At 47.0% G+C, this 17,999-nt stretch carries 15 protein-coding genes; 5 read left to right on the top strand and 10 right to left on the bottom strand.

Annotated elements, in window-relative coordinates:
• Positions 1–9: 9 nt before the first annotated feature.
• The 5 genes from B0180_RS00860 to B0180_RS00840 form a co-directional block, all read right to left on the bottom strand.
• Complete coding sequence (locus B0180_RS00860) at positions 10–912, bottom strand: hydroxymethylglutaryl-CoA lyase (RefSeq protein WP_078255245.1); 903 nt, start codon at positions 910–912, stop codon at positions 10–12.
• Between the two features lie 13 nt (positions 913–925).
• Positions 926–2,902: an acetyl/propionyl/methylcrotonyl-CoA carboxylase subunit alpha gene (locus tag B0180_RS00855; RefSeq protein ID WP_078255244.1), complete on the bottom strand. Its 1,977-nt coding sequence runs from the start codon at positions 2,900–2,902 to the stop codon at positions 926–928.
• A gap of 35 nt (positions 2,903–2,937) precedes the next feature.
• Positions 2,938–3,726, bottom strand: coding sequence for an enoyl-CoA hydratase/isomerase family protein (locus tag B0180_RS00850; protein WP_078255243.1), 789 nt, complete (start codon positions 3,724–3,726; stop codon positions 2,938–2,940).
• A 27-nt stretch (positions 3,727–3,753) separates the two neighbouring features.
• Positions 3,754–5,355, bottom strand: coding sequence for a carboxyl transferase domain-containing protein (locus B0180_RS00845; protein WP_049236416.1), 1,602 nt, complete (start codon positions 5,353–5,355; stop codon positions 3,754–3,756).
• A 151-nt stretch (positions 5,356–5,506) separates the two neighbouring features.
• Positions 5,507–6,679 carry an isovaleryl-CoA dehydrogenase gene (locus B0180_RS00840; RefSeq protein WP_064620927.1) on the bottom strand — a complete coding sequence of 391 codons (1,173 nt, stop codon included), beginning with the start codon at positions 6,677–6,679 and terminating at the stop codon, positions 5,507–5,509.
• Between the two features lie 292 nt (positions 6,680–6,971).
• Between B0180_RS00840 and B0180_RS00835 the strand changes: the two genes are divergently transcribed.
• The 4 genes from B0180_RS00835 to B0180_RS00820 all read left to right on the top strand — a co-directional run bounded on the left by B0180_RS00835 (position 6,972) and on the right by B0180_RS00820 (position 11,712).
• Complete coding sequence (locus tag B0180_RS00835; protein ID WP_049236415.1) at positions 6,972–7,622, top strand: TetR/AcrR family transcriptional regulator; 651 nt, start codon at positions 6,972–6,974, stop codon at positions 7,620–7,622.
• A gap of 76 nt (positions 7,623–7,698) precedes the next feature.
• Positions 7,699–9,399, top strand: a complete 1,701-nt coding sequence (locus B0180_RS00830; RefSeq protein ID WP_078255242.1) for an AMP-binding protein — start codon at positions 7,699–7,701, stop codon at positions 9,397–9,399.
• A 78-nt stretch (positions 9,400–9,477) separates the two neighbouring features.
• A complete protein-coding gene (locus tag B0180_RS00825; RefSeq protein WP_078255241.1) occupies positions 9,478–10,299 on the top strand; it encodes a thioesterase family protein in 822 nt (273 codons plus the stop codon).
• Between the two features lie 63 nt (positions 10,300–10,362).
• On the top strand, positions 10,363–11,712 hold the full coding sequence (locus tag B0180_RS00820; protein ID WP_078255240.1) for an MFS transporter: 1,350 nt from the start codon (positions 10,363–10,365) through the stop codon (positions 11,710–11,712).
• Between the two features lie 74 nt (positions 11,713–11,786).
• Here B0180_RS00820 and B0180_RS00815 read toward each other — a convergent pair whose 3' ends face one another.
• The 5 genes from B0180_RS00815 to ampD form a co-directional block, all read right to left on the bottom strand.
• The gene (locus tag B0180_RS00815; protein ID WP_167366896.1) at positions 11,787–12,296 is read right to left on the bottom strand and encodes a protein disulfide oxidoreductase; all 510 of its coding nucleotides are present in this window, start codon (positions 12,294–12,296) and stop codon (positions 11,787–11,789) included.
• 52 nt (positions 12,297–12,348) lie between these two features.
• On the bottom strand, positions 12,349–12,672 hold the full coding sequence (gene fdxA, locus B0180_RS00810; protein ID WP_049236408.1) for a ferredoxin FdxA: 324 nt from the start codon (positions 12,670–12,672) through the stop codon (positions 12,349–12,351).
• Between the two features lie 256 nt (positions 12,673–12,928).
• Complete coding sequence (locus B0180_RS00805; RefSeq protein ID WP_078255238.1) at positions 12,929–13,432, bottom strand: hypothetical protein; 504 nt, start codon at positions 13,430–13,432, stop codon at positions 12,929–12,931.
• 276 nt (positions 13,433–13,708) lie between these two features.
• On the bottom strand, positions 13,709–15,259 hold the full coding sequence (murJ, locus tag B0180_RS00800) for a murein biosynthesis integral membrane protein MurJ (RefSeq protein WP_078255237.1): 1,551 nt from the start codon (positions 15,257–15,259) through the stop codon (positions 13,709–13,711).
• Between the two features lie 150 nt (positions 15,260–15,409).
• Positions 15,410–16,027 (bottom strand): 1,6-anhydro-N-acetylmuramyl-L-alanine amidase AmpD, encoded by a 618-nt coding sequence (gene ampD, locus B0180_RS00795; protein ID WP_078255236.1) that lies wholly within the window; start codon positions 16,025–16,027, stop codon positions 15,410–15,412.
• 123 nt (positions 16,028–16,150) lie between these two features.
• Between ampD and B0180_RS00790 the strand changes: the two genes are divergently transcribed.
• Positions 16,151–17,998, top strand: coding sequence for an Lnb N-terminal periplasmic domain-containing protein (locus B0180_RS00790; RefSeq protein WP_078255442.1), 1,848 nt, complete (start codon positions 16,151–16,153; stop codon positions 17,996–17,998).
• Position 17,999: the final 1 nt, after the last annotated feature.

Genomic DNA, 17,999 nt, shown 5'->3' with positions numbered 1-17,999 from the left:
TTTTTATTATTAGGCTTCTCGTTTTTTCCAATAGGCAGTGGCAGCATTTGAGCGTGTCGGTCTGCCAAGCCGCTCCATGATTGCTTTGCCTGCCTGCATGAGCGCCTCTTCGTCAATGCCTGTGTCATAGCCCATATTGGTGAGCAAATAATGCAAATCTTCGGTCGAAACATTGCCCGAAGCGCCTTTGGCATAAGGACAGCCGCCCAATCCAGCAATCGATGAGTCAAAGGTGCGAATGCCCATTTTAAGCGATGCATAAACATTGGCGATCGCCATCCCATAAGTATTGTGAAAATGCCCAGCCAACTGACCGGCGTCAAAGCGCTCAAGGCAGGCATCCCACACCGCCTCGACGCGGTCTGGCGTGGCTGTGCCAATCGTCTCGCCCAGTGAGACTTCATAGCAGCCCATATCCAGTAGCCGACCTGTCACCTCGGCGACAGCGCTTGGGTCGATTGCGCCTTCATAAGGGCAGTCGACCATGCACGACACATAGCCGCGCACCCGCACGCCGTCAGATTTGGCGCGGCTCATGATATCTTCAAAGCGCTCAAGGCTCTCGGCGATTGAGCAATTGATGTTTTTTTGGGTGAAAGTTTCGCTGGCTCCTGTAAAAATCGCCACCTCTTGGCAACCTACAGCGCGGGCAGCTTCATAGCCGCGTAAATTAGGCGTTAGCAGACTAAAATTAATCCCGTCAGGTTTTGAGATTTTTTCATAAATCTCAGTGCTGCCCGCCATTTGTGGCACCCACTTTGGCGAAACACAAGAACCCACTTCAATATCTTTTAGACCAGTTTTGATCAGATTTTCAATCAAAGTGATCTTGTCTTGCATGTCAAGCACGACCGACTCATTTTGAAGTCCATCTCGTGCGCCAACCTCGACAATTCTTACAAAATTATCCATCCTCATACTCCTATCATGCTTTTTCAAAGGCGACCAATTCATCACCTGCAGCCAGTTGATCGCCTACCCCAAAGAACACTTCTTGGACGATGCCATCGGCAGGCGCTTTGATGGTGTAGGTGATTTTCATGGCTTCAAGTGTGAGTAGGGTTTCATCTTTTTTGACGCTTTGACCCTTTTCAACCATGACAGCAGTCACCATGCCTGGCATCATCGCCTTTAAGCCGCCTGCCGCGTCGGCGTCATCATCTGCACCATAATTGACGGCTTTTGGTGCAAACACAAAGGCATTGGCGCGACGAAATAAGGTCAAGTTGCCCTTATGGTGCGTAGTGTCATGATAAAATGGTACGATTTGACGCTTGCCATCGATGATGATTTCAGCGCATGTATTTGATAGCAGTGCGGCGTTTAGATGGATGGTTTCGCCATTAACATGCACTTCATAATCATCGCCTGCATGTCTCATTTCAATCACTAATGACTGATCGGCATGTTCAAACTCTACAGTTTGCGTCATGACGATATTTGAGCGCCAAAGTGGGCGATCATGCCATGGGCTTTTGCTTTGATCAAGCTGCAACAAAAAGCTGATGACGGCTGCCATTGCCACTTCTTCGCTGCGCACTTCATCACGCGTGAGTAGTTCGCTTTCGTTTTTGGCGATCAATCCTGTATCAAGCGTTGCGCTGCTAAACGCTTCGGAGCGCACAATACGATCAAGAAACGCGATATTATTTCCCAAACCGCCGACATGAAAGTCATTCAAGGCATGATGCATCTGCACCAAGCACTGAGTGCGGTCATCGCCATAAGTGATCAGCTTGGCAATCATCGGATCATAAAATGTGCTGATCTCATCGCCTTCGATGACACCACTGTCCACACGAACACGCGCGTTTAGGGCAGGGGGCGATAAATGGGTGATTTTGCCGATGGCAGGTAGGTAGCCATCTTCAGGAATCTCAGCATAAATACGCGCTTCCATCGCATGACCTTGGCAGGTGATTTGATCTTGAGATTTTGGTAAAGGCTCTCCTGCTGCGACTCGCAATTGCCACTCAACCAAATCCACACCAGTCACCATCTCTGTCACAGGATGCTCAACTTGCAGGCGAGTATTCATCTCCATAAAATAAGCAGTGCCGTCTTGCTCTACAATAAACTCCACCGTACCTGCGCCAACATAATTGACCGCGCGCGCTGCATCGATGGCAGCTTGTCGCATGATGGCAAGTTTATCTTCTGAGATATTGGGGGCAGGGGCTTCTTCGATGACTTTTTGGTGGCGGCGCTGCACTGAGCAGTCGCGCTCATACAGATGCACATAATTGCCATGCGTATCACCAAAAACCTGAACTTCGACATGACGTGGATTGATGACATAGCGCTCAATCAGCACATCGGTATTGCCAAAGCTTGACTTGGCTTCGGCGCGGCATGAGTCAAGCAGCTCAGCAAAATCCTCTGATTTTTCGACCAGACGCATGCCTTTACCACCGCCGCCTGCACTGGCTTTGATAAGCAGTGGATAGCCGATGGTATCTGCTTGCTGTTTTAGGAAATCAGCATCTTGATTGGTGCCATGATAGCCTGGCGTCAGCGGTACGCCTGCTTTTTCCATCAAGGCTTTTGAAGTTGCTTTTAGCCCCATATCCAAGATGGCAGATACTGGTGGACCGATGAACACGATGCCGTTATCAGCACACGCTTGGGCAAATTGATCATTTTCGGACAAAAAACCATAGCCAGGGTGAATCGCCTGAGCGCCTGTGGCTTTGGCGGCGCTGATGATCTTATCAATCTGAAGATAACTTTGGGCAGGTGGGCTGGCACCGATATACACAGCTTCGTCAGCTTGTTTGACGTGTTGGGCGTTTTTATCGGCATCTGAATAGACCGCCACGGTTGAGATGCCCAGTTTTTTTGCAGTAGCGATCACACGGCAGCCAATTTCCCCACGGTTAGCGATCAGTATCTTGGTAAACATAATTAAAATCCTTCTAAAAATTGATGCGGCATGAATTATTTGGCAATCCAAGCAGGCGAGCGTTTATTTAAAAAAGCTTGCAGGCCTTCTTTGGCTTCGCTGCCTTGGCGGATGTTGGCAATGTGTTTGGCGGTCTCAGTGAGCAGCGCCTCATCCACTACCTTTTTGGCAACCATATCAATCAGTGTCTTGGAGTCGGCTTGAGCGTTTGGCGCGCCTTGCAAAATGGCTTGGATGATCTTATCAACGGTGGCATCCAGCTCATCAGGCGCACAAACTTCATGCGCAAGTCCGATGTGATAAGCGGTTTGGGCATCGATGCGCTCGGCGGTCAAAAAGTATCGGCGCGCCTGTCTTTCGCCAATGGCACGAATGACATAGGGGCTGATGGTGGAAGGTGCAAGACCTAAGCGAACCTCGCTGGTGGCAAACTTAGCTTCAGTACTTGCGATGCAGATATCACAGGTGCTGGCAAGACCCATACCGCCGCCGAGCGCTGCGCCATGCACGCGTGCGATGGTGGGTTTAGGCAGGGTAGCTAAGGTTTGTAGCATTTTTGCCAAGCGTTCAGCGTCCGCGATATTTTCATCCAAATCAGCCTCGCCTGCTTTTTTCATCCAGTTGAGGTCTGCGCCTGCTGAAAAGCTCTTGCCACGACCAGCCAGCATCACCACACGCACCTCATCATCCGCGCCCAAATCCTCAAACGCGCGTTGTAGCTCGCTGATTACCCCTTCATTAAAAGCATTATGCACCTCGGGACGATTGAGCCAAACGGTCGCAACTTGATTTGTTTTTTCAATGTGTAAATACTCGTATGACATGATAAATCCTTTTATATTATTCCAAAATCACATTCTAAAGACGCCAAACTTCGTCTCTTCGGTCGGTGCATTCATGGCTGCCATGAGCGATAAGGCAAGCACGCGCCGTGAATCGGCAGGATCAATGACGCCATCGTCCCAAAGTCTGGCTGAGGCATAATAAGGATGACCTTGGCGCTCATATTGTGCGCGGATGGGTTCTTTGAAAGTCTCTTCTTCTTCCAAAGACCAGCTGCCGCCTTTGGCTTCTATTTGTTCGCGGCGAATCGTGGAGAGTACACTGGCAGCCTGCTCACCGCCCATGACCGAAATCCGCGAATTTGGCCAAGTCCACATAAAGCGCGGCGAATAAGCGCGTCCGCACATGCCATAGTTGCCTGCCCCAAACGAGCCGCCGACCACGAGCGTGATTTTGGGCACTTTGGCATTGGCGACCGCCATCACAAGCTTGGCACCATGCTTGGCGATACCTTCATTTTCGTATTGGCGTCCGACCATAAAACCTGTGATATTTTGAAGGAAAATCAATGGAATATTTCGTTGGCAACAAAGCTCAATAAAATGCGCGCCTTTTTGGGCAGATTCTGAAAATAAAATCCCATTATTGGCAATGATGCCAACATTCATGCCATAGATTTTGGCAAAGCCTGTGATGAGTGTCGTGCCAAATCGTGCTTTAAACTCATGAAATTCAGAGCCATCCACCAAGCGAGCGATGATTTGTTTGATGTCAAAAGGCTGGCGGCTGTCTGTTGGGATCACGCCGTACAGCTCTTTGGTATCATATAAAGGTTCGGCAAAATCGGTGGGCAGTTTTTGCTTATCTTTACCCAGATTGGCGACGATGTCTCTGGCGATGCTGATGGCGTGCTCGTCATTATCCGCCAAATAGTCTGCCACCCCTGACAAGCGCGTATGCACATCACCGCCGCCTAAGTCTTCGCTTGAGACCACTTCACCTGTGGCTGCCTTGACCAGCGGTGGACCACCCAAAAAGATCGTCCCTTGGTTGCGCACGATGATCGTCTCATCACTCATGGCGGGTACATAAGCGCCGCCCGCTGTACAGCTGCCCATGACGACCGCAATTTGGGGAATACCCATAGCTGACATGGTGGCTTGATTATAAAAAATGCGCCCAAAATGCTCTTTATCAGGAAAAACTTGATCTTGTAAGGGTAAAAAAGCACCCCCAGAATCCACCATATAAATACAGGGCAGATGATTTTCGCGCGCGATTTCTTGGGCGCGCAGATGTTTTTTGATGGTCAAAGGATAATAGGTGCCGCCCTTGACCGTTGCGTCATTTGCCACGATCATACAAGCGATGCCGTTGACCAAGCCCACGCCTGCGACCATGCTTGCTGATGGGATGTCATCTTCATAGACGCCCAAGGCAGCCAATTGACCAATTTCTAAAAAAGCGGTGCCTGTATCGATGAGTCTGTCAATGCGCGTCCGAGCCAATAATTTACCGCGCTCAAGATGTTTTTGGCGCGCTGATTCTGAACCGCCCAAACTGACTTTGCCTGAAACTTGCTTTAAATCATCCACCAGCGCCTGCATCTGAGCAAAATTTTGCTGATAAGATTCGCTGCGCGTGTTGAGTTGATTGCTGATGATGTTCATAAATCTCCCTTTTATATAGCAATGCTTTCGACGACGTTTAAATGATGGTTGGCTATTTTAAAATATGTCTTTTAAATCTGTCCTTTAAAGGCTGATAAAAGTGGTTTTGCTTAAGTCATCTTGAAATAAGCAAAACCAGCTTAAGCAGACCTTATGCCGTTTCGCTAAATAGCTCACGACCGATCAGCATACGGCGAATCTCAGATGTGCCTGCGCCGATTTCGTACAGCTTGGCATCGCGCCATAGACGACCTGTCGGGAATTCGTTGATGTAGCCATTGCCGCCCAAAATTTGAATGGCTTCACCTGCCATCCAAGTGGCTTTTTCGGCAGCATATAAAATGGCGCTGGCAGCATCTTTACGCAAGCTGCGGTCATGATCAAGCTTATCGCACGCTTGACCGACAGCATACACCAAAGCCTTACAGGCAAGATGGGTTGAGTACATATCGGCAATTTTACCTTGGATCAGTTGAAACTCACCGATAGATTGCCCAAACTGCTTGCGCTCGTGGATATAAGGAATGACCACATCCATGCACGCATCCATGATGCCCAATGGACCTGCCGACAGCACAGCACGCTCATAGTCCAAGCCGCTCATCAGTACTTTGACACCATTACCGACGCCGCCTAAGACATTTTCTTTGGGCACTTGAACATTATCAAAGAAAATCGGATAAGTGTTTGAGCCGCGCATACCAAGCTTATCTAAGTGCGTGCCGTGGCTAAATCCTGCCATGTCTTTTTCGATTAAAAATGCGGTGATACCCTTAGGACCTGCATTGATATCAGTTTTGGCATAGACCACCAAGACATCAGCATCACCACCGTTGGTGATCCACATTTTTGAGCCATTAAGCACATAATGATCGCCTTTGTCTTCGGCTTTTAGCTTCATGCTTACTACATCTGAGCCGGCATTAGGTTCACTCATGGCAAGCGCGCCCACATAGTCGCCGCTGATCAGTTTTGGTAGATATTTTTGACGCTGCTCATCATTACCATTACGGAAAATTTGGTTAACACATAAATTCGAGTGCGCACCATAAGACAGACCGACCGCCGCCGAAGCACGAGAGATCTCTTGCATGACGATCATGTGCGCCAAGTAGCCCATATTCACGCCGCCGTATTCTTCAGAAACAGTCATGCCAAGCAAGCCCATGTCGCCAAGTTTTTTCCAAAGGTGGGCAGGGAAGTGGTTTTCTTTGTCAATTTCTTCGGCAAGGGGGGCGATCTCTTTTTGACAAAATGCACGCACCGCATCTTGAAGTGCGACCAAAGTATCATCCAATCCAAAATCTAAGGTTTTGTAGCTCATCGTAATTCCTTTTTCAAACGTTTGTAGATCATGCTTGGCACATACAATCAATTCAATTTCATTGGCTTGATGATCTGATATATGCCCCATCAGTGATAAATTTTGGGCGGTGCATAAAGATGGCGCATTATTAGTATGTTTGGCATACATAACTTGCGATTTATGCGATAATATACCCATTCAAGCGACCCATTTTTGGGTGGCTTGTGAGTATCATACACCCTTTTTTGAAAAAAGTGAATAAAAATTCAAAAAATGGTTTACAAGTCATTTTAAAGTGGTACAATGAATCATGACCTACAAAAGATCTGAGCTGATGCAGCACCGCATCGAGCAAAATAAAAAAGCCATTTTTGGGGCAGCCAAACAACTGATCGGCGAAGGTGGCTTTAAAAATGCCCAAATTACGACCATTGCAGAGACTGCTGGCGTCTCCAATGGTTTGCTTTATCGCTATTTTAAGAACAAAAGCCAGCTGATGATTAATGTGCTTAATGAAGTTGCCAGCATAGAGGTTCAGATCTTAAACGACATCGCCGACAGCGATTTGGCGGTGGCAGATAAGCTACATAATGCAGTGCGCGTGTTTGTCAAGCGTGCGCTCAATGATCCGCACATGGCGTATTCGTTGATGCTTGAGCCTGTGGATGATGCCGAATTTATCCAAGCTCGCATGGTCGTCAAAGCCAATATCGCAAAACCGATTGAGCGCATTTTACACGAAGGCAAGCGCGCAGGCGTGTTTATGGTCAATGACATTAAAATTGGGGCGCTGTGTATTGTTGGCGCGATGACGTATTCAGTGATTGAGCCATTAAACGCCAATCAAAATAGCTCGCTTGATACCCCTAATATTACTCAAAATCCAGAAGGGTATCGAGCGTATTTTAGCCAAGAAGTTGCTGATTTTTGTTTGAGTTCAGCGAAGGTTTTGGTCACCTAAAACCGACTTTTTTAGCAGTATCAAGGAAGTGCTGAGCCGATCAAAATCGGTGAATAGAGTCAAAGGAGTGTGATTCATGCAAAGATTTAAATCCAGCTATTTGTCAGGCACCAGCAGCCAGCCGCTGATCGGTCAGACCATCGGCGCGGTTTTTGATGATGCTTGCCAGCGCTATGCTTATAAAGAAGCGCTGATCAGCTGCCATCAAAACAAGCGCCTGTCTTATCATGAGCTTCAAGAAAAAGTTGATGCGCTGGCGTGCCAACTGCTTGAGCTTGGGCTTAAAAAGGGCGAGCGTTTGGGCATCTGGTCGCCGAACTGCTGGGAGTGGACGGTGGCGCAGTTCGCCGCCTTTAAAACTGGCATTATTTTGGTGAATTTAAACCCTTCTTACAAATCTACCGAGCTGATCGAATATGTGCTTAATAAGGTCGGCTGTGAAGGTTTGATCATCGCAGATGCCTTTAAGACCACAGATTACGAAAAACTACTTGGCGAGATTGCACCTGAAATCTATGAGCAGACCAATAAGTCTTTGGAATGTGCACGCCTACCTAAGCTTAAGACAGTCATTAAGCTGTCAGAAAATCCTTTACCAAGCTGCTATTCGTTTTATGATTTGCTAGATACGCCGACGCGCGAGCAGATCAATGAGCTGCATATGCTGACCAATTCATTGCAGTTTGACGAAGTCATCAACATTCAGTTCACCTCAGGCACTACAGGTAACCCTAAAGGTACCATGCTCACCCATCATAATATCCTAAATAATGGCTATTTTGTGGGCGAAGGCATCCGCATGACCGAAGATGATAAAATCTGTATCGCCGTACCACTGTTTCACTGCTTTGGCATGGTGATGGGAAATTTGGCGGCGGTCTCGCATGGGGCGACCATGGTATACCCAAGCTCGGTCTTCAATCCTCAAGACACCTTAAAAGCCATTGAAAATGAAGGCTGTACAGCGGCGTATGGCGTACCGACCATCTTTATTAATATGCTTGAGCAAGAAAATTTTGATCAGTTTGATTTATCGACCTTGCGTACAGGCATCATGGCAGGCTCACCGTGTCCAAAAGAAATCATGACCCGCGTCATGGAGCGTATGCACATGAGCGAGATTACCATTTGCTATGGCATGACCGAGACATCGCCTGTCAGCCTACAAAGCCGAGTGGATGATCCGATTGATAAGCGTGTCAGTACTGTGGGTCACATCCATCCGCATGTTGAGATTAAGATTGTTGATGAAAATGGCAGTATCGTCCCTGTGGGTGCGTTGGGCGAGATTTGTGTGCGCGGCTATTCGGTGATGGCAGGCTACTGGGATGAACCCGAAAAAACTCGCGAAGTCATTGATAATCATGGCTGGATGCACACAGGCGATATCGGTAAAGTCGATGACGATGGCTATGTACAAATCAAAGGTCGCATCAAAGACATCGTGATCCGCGGCGGTGAAAATTTATTCCCCAAAGAGATTGAAGACTTTTTATACAAGCATCCCGCGGTTGGTGAAGTGCAAGTGGTGGGTGTGCCAGACCCTAAATATGGCGAAGAGCTGTGCGCTTGTATTATCCTAAATGAACACGCCACCTGCGACAGCGACACGATCCGCGCATTTTGTAAAGACAAAATTTCGCACAACAAAATCCCGCGTTATGTGCAATTTGTCACTGAGTTTCCGATGACTGCCTCTGGCAAAATCCAAAAATTCAAACTCAGAGAGCAGATGTGTGACGTGTTGAATCTGTGCACAGATTCTGATTATGAATAATTCATATTAAGTCAAACTCAGCCATATCAAGGCGCTGCTTTGATGGCTGAGTGTTTTATCACTCAATAGGAAGATGTTGTGACCGAAAGTTATTACACCCTAAAATCCCGCCAAATCACTGATGATAAAGTGGTGGCGCACTATGATTGCCATATCCATGCCCAAGGCGCTTGGAATCCAAATGAGCAGCATATGGCGCCTGCCACAGGGCTTTTGACGACCGAGCTTGAAGCGTTCATGCCTAGGCAGGATATGCGCATTGTGCGTATCAGCCTTGATATTTTTGGTTTAATCCATTTTGGTGAATTTACCATCACCACCAAAGTCATTCGCCCTGGGCGTACCATTGAATTGATCGAATCGACCTTGCATACACCAGACAAAGTCTGTATCGTCGCTCGAGCATGGCGCTTACAGACTCGTGATACCAAGGCGGTTGCAGGGCTTGAAGATGCTGATATCTTAAAGCCTGATGAGCTGCCTGATTGGGATGGTATGCGCCGCTGGGGCGGAGGATATATCAATACGATCTACACCAAAGCCGATCCCAATAATCGCAGCGGTCAAGGGATCGTGTGGATCAATACTGATGTGGAGCTGGTTAGTGATCAAGGTCAAGTACTGCCAACTTCAGATTTTGCCCACCTGATGGGTCTGGTTGACACCGCCAACGGCATTGCGCCCAAAATTTATCAGCCTGATAGCATTGAGTGGGTATTTCCCAATGTGGATTTGCAGATTCATTTGCTTAGAGCCCCTGAGGGGAGATGGCTTGGGCTTGAGAGCACGCAGCAGATCAGTGAAGATGGCGTAGGTCTTACCAGTAGTGTATTACATGATGAAAAAGGGGTATTTGGTCACAGCGAACAAATATTAACAGTACGGCAATTGGTAAGATAAATCGCCAAATTGCCTGACGCATTTATTTATGGAAAATCGTCACATGGACAAGGAGAGATGTGTATGACGAATGTCAGTTATCAGGCGCAAGAGGTCGATCACGCGGACACGGTTAATGTCAATGACGTGATTGATAACGCAACGTTTAAGCCATTTCATTGGCAAGTGCTGTTTTGGTGTTTATTGGTCATTATTTTTGATGGTTATGATTTGGTGATCTATGGGGTGGCGTTGCCATTATTGATGGAGCAGTGGTCGCTCACCCCCACTGAAGCAGGTATGCTGGCAAGTTCGGCATTGGCAGGGATGATGTTTGGTGCGATGTTCTTTGGTACTTTGGCTGACCGCATCGGACGCAAAAAAGTCATCATGACCTGTACGGCATTTTTTAGTGGATTTACTTTTTTGGGTGCATTTGCACCGTCACCGACTGAGTTTGCGATTTTAAGATTTTTGGCAGGCTTAGGCATTGGCGGTGTGATGCCAAACTTGGTCGCCTTGACCTCAGAGTACGCTCCCAAAAAATCGCGTGCCACCATGGTTTCGATCATGTTCAGTGGCTATGCTGTTGGCGGTATTATCTCGGCATTATTAGGCTCTTTTTTGGTCAAGGACTATGGCTGGGAGATCATGTTTTATCTGGCAGGGATTCCGCTGGTGGGCTTTCCGATCATTTGGAGATATTTGCCAGAGTCGCTAACTTACTTGGTCAAAGATAACCAAATGGGCAGAGCACGCCATATCGTGAAAAAGCTGGCACCCAATGTACCGATCACGGACAACACTCAGCTTGTTCTAAATGAAGCTGCACCTGTCACCAAAGGATCGGGCAGTCAGTCATCATTCAAAATGCTATTCACTGAAGGTCGTGCGTTTGGAACATTCATGTTTTGGATTGCGTTTTTTATGTGCTTGCTCATGACTTATACTTTGTCAAGCTGGCTACCAAAACTGATGCTATCGGCAGGCTATTCATTGGGCGCAAGTATTTTGTTCTTGTTTGCTTTGAATGTCGGCGCGATGATCGGCGCAATTGGCGGTGGTATTTTGGCTGATAAATTCCACTTAAAACCTGTCATCGTGACCATGTGTGCCTTGGCTGCGCTTTCTATCTCAGCATTGGCGATCAACTCACCTCCGATCATTCTATACTCGCTGGTGGCTGTGGCAGGCGCGACGACGATCGGTACTTCCATTTTGTTATATAGCTACTTGGCGCAGTTTTATCCGCTTAATATTCGCACGACAGGGATTGGGTGTGCTTCAGCGGTGAGCCGCATCGGTGCCATTGTCGGTCCGATTCTCACAGGTATGCTATTAGCGATGAATTTGCCTCATGCGTACAACTTCTTGGCAATCGGTATTCCTGCTTTGATCGCTACCTTGGCGATGGCGGTCCTAAAACGCGCTTAATCAGATCGTCCAAAAAACACTCCAAAGATCGATTTTGGGGTGTTTTTTATGTCTTTTTAAGTGTTTTGGGGATTTTATTGTTGAACACGAGCCCAAAGCATTCTTAGCTTGAGTGACCAAAGTGGTGCGATGCCTGTAAACCGCTGCACAGGCTTACCTTGGCTGATAATGACAAATGAAGGCGTTACTTGACCTTGCCACCTTTTAAAGATCTTGCCGTCATCATCATTCATCGTGGCAAAATCATAGCCCTTAGCATGCATATACTGCTTGATCGTCTGATCACTGCCTGATGAGATGGCAACAGAAATGACAGCATATCCTTCATCCTTGAGCGCTTGGATGCTTGGGCTGGTCAGGCTACAAATACCGCACCACGTCCCCCAAAAATATACCAAAACTGGCGTATCAAAACTTTGTGTCATCACATCCACAGTCTGATTTTGCTCAATAAAAGTAGCATTGAGGTGCAGATGATCAGAGCTGGGCACATCAGGTGCTCGCCACGCATTGACTGCGGTATATAGGATAATAAAAATCAGCAAATAGCCAAGGGTTGTGCGTAATAATTTGAATGGCTTCATCAAATCACCGAAAATAAAAACACCCATGTTTTAGGCATGAGTGTTAGGTGAATTAGCGCTCTAAATACTGAATCTTACCTTCAACGCCATCCCATTTTTCGTAATCGGGTAGGGCGTCTTTTTTCTCAGTGATATTTGGCCAAACCGCAGACAGCTCTTCGTTCAGCTTCAAGAACTCTTCTTGACCTGCTGGAATCTCGTCTTCAGAGAAAATGGCGTTGGCAGGGCATTCAGGCTCGCATAAGGCGCAATCGATACACTCATCAGGATTGATGACCAAAAAGTTGGGACCCTCATAAAAACAATCAACAGGGCAAACTTCAACACAGTCGGTGTATTTACAGCGGATACAGTTATCAGTTACAACAAAAGTCATGTTCTTACCTTAGCGATTGGCTGGGGCGGGGGAGTAATTACCCGTCAATGAAAAAGTCAAAATGGGCAGATGCCCAAAACCTGTGCTATTTTAGCTTGTTTGTGAAATTTTCTCAAATAAAAGTCATGCATTTATTATGCCAAAAGTGAAAAAAGATGCCTAAAAATCGCAAAAGCCCTGAGCAATCGCAAATGAAAATCGCTCAGGGTTTAAGTTCGCTCAAAGAATCAAATTTTAAAGCTCTTCATGGCTGATTTTAGTGATTAGAAACGCTTTGACGCTGAGATTGTTTGGCAATTTTATAGCACTCTTCGATATGATCAAAAGCAATTTTCTTAAAAATCATATAGCCCAAAGTCGCTGCAACCATTGAGCCGCCCAATGGGATAAACTTACTGACTTGCTTGCCGATAAAGCGTCCGCCAAAGCCTTGAACCGTCTTATTCACAACGCCGCGCGCCGCCACTAAGCCACCGACAGCAATAATGCGATCTTTGATGTTTTGTTTGCGTGCTTCTTCGGTTGAGGCATCCAGATTAGCTTTGTCTTTTAAGCCAAAGCGTGCAGTAATCTCAGGCAATAGCTTGGTCAACATCGCCACGTCGACAGCCACATCTAAAAATGGCAAAGGAATCACCGCCACGCCTGCTGAGATTTTGGCGCGAGACTTGACCATAGCTTGGCATTCGGCGCGGATTTGTTCAAGATTTAGGCTAGGGTCAATGCGAGTGGCAGTAGGCTGACTGACAGAAGTTGGCATAATTATTTCCTTTTTTCAATTAAATTTAATTAAATGTACTGATTAAATTATCATCTGCAACCATTAATCACAGTAAATAATTCATAAAAATGCTAAAGATCAATCTGACCGCCTGACACTGAATAATTATCATAAATAATCAAGCCTAGTCGGCGATCTTTGAGCATTTCATACTATAATTAGTATTTTACGGTGATTATGAAAAGTTACAAGTAATTTTTGTGTGCGCTTTGTATCGCTTGTGTCAATAACGCCTAAAGGCTTAATAAACCCAATTCAACCATGGCGCAGCTGACTCGGACGAAACCCTGTGGCAAGCAGTACTACGCCATACACCGCTGCACCCAAGGCGCATATGCCCAATAAAATCAAAACTTTTAGCCATTGACCGCCATCAAGTGGATAGTAGGGCAAGATGGCATAAAGTGCAATGATCATGGCAATGCTGGCGGTGGCAAATTGGATCATCATCTTTTTCCAGTGAGCGCCAAAGCGGTAGATGCCTTTACGGTGTAAGATGGCATAAAGCAGCCCAGCATTCACAAAACTTGCAGCCGTCGTCGCCAAAGCCAAGCCGCCATGCAAAGGCAGCTGCGCCACATAAAATAGCCCAATGAACACGACGCTAAAAATCATATTGGCAAATACGGAGATGATGCCAATTTTGACAGGCGTTTTGGTATCTTGACCAGCAAAAAAAGCTGGCGCAAATATTTTGATCAGCATAAATCCTAAAATCCCGCCTGACAGCGACTTTAGGGCGATGCCGCTCATCAGAGCGTCTTGATAGGTGAATTGACCACGCACAAACAAAGCATCCATCAAGACATCCGACAAGACAAACATCGCAAGACTGGCTGGCAATCCGATGACGATGATCAGGCGCGCCGCCCAATCAAGTGTCTGGCGAAAAGTGGCGTCATCAGATTTGGCACGGCTAGAAGATAAGCTTGGTAAAATCACCGTACCAATCGCTACGCCAATCAGTCCAAGTGGCAGCTCGCTTAGGCGCTCAGCAGCGTACATCCATGATACTGAGCCTGCCACCATCAGCGATGCAAAGACAGTGCTTAACAGCAGATTGATTTGGGTGACTGACACACCAAAAATCGCAGGCAGCATCAGTTTTAAAATGCGTCTGACGCCTTCGTCCTTAAAGCCCATTGTGGGCGGCACAAGCAGTTTTTGTTGCCAAAGCTGTGGCAGCTGTATTAGTAGCTGTAATATGCCTGAGATCGCCACCGCATAGCCAAGTGCCATGATCGGCTTATCTAGCATCGGTGAGACAAGCAAGGCGCCGCCAATCATGCATAAATTGAGCAAGACAGGCGCAAAAGCAGGCGCGGCAAACCGCCCATAACTTTGTAAAATACTGCCAAAAAACGCCGTCATCGAGATGAATAATAAATACGGAAAGGTCAAGCGCAGAAGCTCAGCGGCGGTGTTAAATTTTTCAGGATCATCGGCGAAACCTGGCGCAAATAAATACACCACTTGCGGTGCCAAAACGATGACCACAACCGTCAATACAAGCAACACCAAGGATAGCACGCCAGAGACGCGGCTGATGAGTAGCTGAACTTCATTTAAGGTGCGCGCTTCTTTGTATTCGGTCAATACAGGAACAAAAGCTTGAGAGAACGCCCCTTCGGCAAATAAGCGACGCAAAAAATTGGGAATCTTGAAGGCGACCAAAAACGCATCCATCAACCCGCCCGCACCAAAAACGCCCATCAAAACCATGTCTCTGACCAAGCCCAAAATGCGAGAGAGCATGGTCATCGAGCTGACGATCATGGTGGAGCGAAAAAGCCGAGATTTTGCCATAGTAGTACGCACTTGCCAAAAAATGCATTATTTTACTTGGTTTTTTAGTAATTTGCTCAGTTTTCTTGGATACTTTGTCAATAAAAGTTATAAAAATTTTGTAAGCTAACATGTCAAGCGATCATGACTTGATCAATTTAGGCAGTTTTTTTAGGCAGTTTTGGCTGACTCAATGGGCGAATCAGTCATCATTTGAGCGACCAAAGCACGCAGCTTTTGCCAATCAAAATAGGCGCCTGGATCGGTTTTGCGTCCTGGTGCGATGTCGCTGTGCCCCATCAAATGACGGCGTGTGGCAGGATAGGCGCGATAAATGGCAGCAATGATTTGGCTAAGCACCTGATATTGAACCTTCTCAAAAGCCTTATCATCTGAGCCTTCAAGCTCAATGCCAATGGTAAAGTCATTACACTCTGCCTGACCCAAATAACATGATCTGCCGGCATGCCAAGCGCGATCATTAAAATTGACAAACTGTGTGACGCTGCCGCCGCGTTCAATGAATAAATGCGCTGAGACTTTTAGGGTGTGGATGTCTTGAAAATAAGGATGGTCATCGGGGTTTAGCTGATTTTGAAAAAAAGCCTTCACATGATGCAGCCCATCGGCATTGACTTGTCCAAACTGCGACGGGGGCAGGCTGATATTATGGATAACGATGCCGGTAATTAAGCCTGTTTTATCGGCAGGGCGAGCATTGAAATTTTCAGATTTGATGAATGTTGCACCTTGTAAGATGCCATCTTGTATCACAAAAGCTGAACACATAAGACATACCGATTTGACTGATAATCCCTCATTTTAGCACAGTTTATCACACCAAAAACAGTCAATGACTCAGCTTAAGCTGTGCTACAATGAGCCATGTTATTTGGATTGTTGGAAAATACCATGAAGCACGCCACGAAATTTAGCGCCATCTCTTTGGGCATCTTTACGCTGCCATTTGTGATAAGTTTGCCGACTTATGCTGCCAATGCCATTACTGACGGCACCCAAATCCAGTCAAGAGCGCTAAGCATGCAAGACGAGTTAGCCGCCACAGCAGCCAGTCAGGCGATGACACCTTATGGACTCAGTGATCAAGCCTTACAAAGCATCAGTCAATCCGTAGGCTGGCGACGACTGCTGCTATTCAAAGATCAGCCGTCAAGGCGCGATGTCAGCAGTATTGATCATCCTAAGTTTTTCTTATCTGATCAGGGGCGGCAAGATGCGCATGCTGAACTTATCGCCACACTTTCTGCTATGCAAAAAGGTGATGACGATGCGATTTGTCGTTTTGTTGCACGCGTACATTTTTTAAGTCAGGCTTTGGCGGCGCACGGCATTGATAGTGGTATTGATGAGACGATGTGCAGCGATTTTCAAGCCTTTGCTGATGCGCTGAATGCCAAGCGTTTGTCGCTGATTTTTGCTGAAGAGCACCCCAATAACATCGCGTCTGCCTTTGCGCATGTGCTGATGCGCGCTGATAATGGACAAGACGAAGACCAAGCTGCCACCGCGATCAATTACACCGTACAGTCTAACAGCCCTGATGGCGCCATCGTCTCGACGCTCAAATCCATCTCTGGCGGCTATCCGGGTGTGATGGAAATCATGCCTTATCAAAAAAAGGCAGATGATTATTTGGTCAAAGATGAGCGAGATTTGTGGCAATTTAGCTTAGACCTTACTCCCGAAGAAGTAGCACAAATTGTCCGCCATATTTGGGAAGTCAAAGATATGGAGCGTCCGTATTTTTTTACCCATGATAATTGCGCGACCGAAATTGTCAGACTGATTGATGTGGTTCGTCCTGAAGGCAGTGTGCAAGCGGAAGTCGGCAATGTCGTCATTCCCTCGCGCATCGCAGCGATCTTGAGCGAGGCAGGCATGGTGACAGACCAAAAATTTATCCCCTCAAATTCAACCATCCGCCAAGCTAAACTGAATAATGGCGAAGATTTTGATATTGCTCATATCGTCCCTAGCCGTAATAATCCCATCCACTCAATGCCAGTGCATCGTATCGGTGTCGGTGCTGGGATGGATACTCGGCTGGATGATCGCGCAGTTTACGGCATTCAATTAAACACCGCATATCAAGACTGGCTGGATAATCCACATGGAGTGCGTCCTTTGCTTGATCTGCAGGCGATGTCACTTGAGATAATCGCTGATGATCAAAAGGTTAAGATCAAAGATTTTACCATCTTTTCAACCCGAAGCCTGAATCCGGCAAATACCGCCAAAAATAACGCCACTGCCAAAAAAGGTGTGGGTCAAGCCTCAGCACTTCGCGTGGGCTTGACGCAGGTCATTGATGCGTCAAATCAGGCCAATAACGATCACTTGGTATTTGATGCACACATTAAAAAAGGCAAAGCTTGGAATTTTGGTCAGCCGCGTCCAGGCAGCGGCGAGATCGCTGACACCACCTGCTATGCATTGGCAGGAGGGGGTGTCCAAGCAGGGCGGATCAATCAAGGCTATCGCATTGGGCTTGGTGCTGATTTGGGCTGTGTACATTATGCCACAGACCGGTTGCGCGGCTTGGTGGAGGTATCATTGCCTTATTATTATCATTCTGATGACGCACCAGGCATGCGCTCAGGCTATCTACAGCCTGCTGTGAGTGTCGGTATGCAGGCAGATGTCGCGCGTTATCATGCCGTGCGTCTGACCGCCAAGCGCGAAAAACTCAACAGCGATTATGCGACACAAGCCATGCTGTCGGTGCAAAGGTATTTTTAAG

The sequence above is a fragment of the Moraxella canis genome, from assembly GCF_002014965.1.
Taxonomy (GTDB): Bacteria; Pseudomonadota; Gammaproteobacteria; order Pseudomonadales; family Moraxellaceae; genus Moraxella; species Moraxella canis.
The sequence above is the reverse complement of the archived record's forward strand: the minus strand, read 5'-3'. Positions and strand labels throughout refer to the sequence as shown.

What these genes read in the sequence shown, in the direction of transcription:
- murJ (WP_078255237.1), bottom strand. Translation starts at nt 15,259, where the DNA reads ATGGCAAAATCTCGGCTTTTTCGCTCCACCATGATCGTCAGCTCGATG.
- B0180_RS00845 (WP_049236416.1), bottom strand. Translation starts at nt 5,355, where the DNA reads ATGAACATCATCAGCAATCAACTCAACACGCGCAGCGAATCTTATCAG.
- B0180_RS00860 (WP_078255245.1), bottom strand. Translation starts at nt 912, where the DNA reads ATGGATAATTTTGTAAGAATTGTCGAGGTTGGCGCACGAGATGGACTT.
- B0180_RS00850 (WP_078255243.1), bottom strand. Translation starts at nt 3,726, where the DNA reads ATGTCATACGAGTATTTACACATTGAAAAAACAAATCAAGTTGCGACC.
- B0180_RS00840 (WP_064620927.1), bottom strand. Translation starts at nt 6,679, where the DNA reads ATGAGCTACAAAACCTTAGATTTTGGATTGGATGATACTTTGGTCGCA.
- B0180_RS00820 (WP_078255240.1), top strand. Translation starts at nt 10,363, where the DNA reads ATGACGAATGTCAGTTATCAGGCGCAAGAGGTCGATCACGCGGACACG.
- B0180_RS00830 (WP_078255242.1), top strand. Translation starts at nt 7,699, where the DNA reads ATGCAAAGATTTAAATCCAGCTATTTGTCAGGCACCAGCAGCCAGCCG.
- B0180_RS00790 (WP_078255442.1), top strand. Translation starts at nt 16,151, where the DNA reads ATGAAGCACGCCACGAAATTTAGCGCCATCTCTTTGGGCATCTTTACG.
- ampD (WP_078255236.1), bottom strand. Translation starts at nt 16,027, where the DNA reads ATGTGTTCAGCTTTTGTGATACAAGATGGCATCTTACAAGGTGCAACA.
- B0180_RS00815 (WP_167366896.1), bottom strand. Translation starts at nt 12,296, where the DNA reads ATGAAGCCATTCAAATTATTACGCACAACCCTTGGCTATTTGCTGATT.
- fdxA (WP_049236408.1), bottom strand. Translation starts at nt 12,672, where the DNA reads ATGACTTTTGTTGTAACTGATAACTGTATCCGCTGTAAATACACCGAC.
- B0180_RS00805 (WP_078255238.1), bottom strand. Translation starts at nt 13,432, where the DNA reads ATGCCAACTTCTGTCAGTCAGCCTACTGCCACTCGCATTGACCCTAGC.
- B0180_RS00855 (WP_078255244.1), bottom strand. Translation starts at nt 2,902, where the DNA reads ATGTTTACCAAGATACTGATCGCTAACCGTGGGGAAATTGGCTGCCGT.
- B0180_RS00835 (WP_049236415.1), top strand. Translation starts at nt 6,972, where the DNA reads ATGACCTACAAAAGATCTGAGCTGATGCAGCACCGCATCGAGCAAAAT.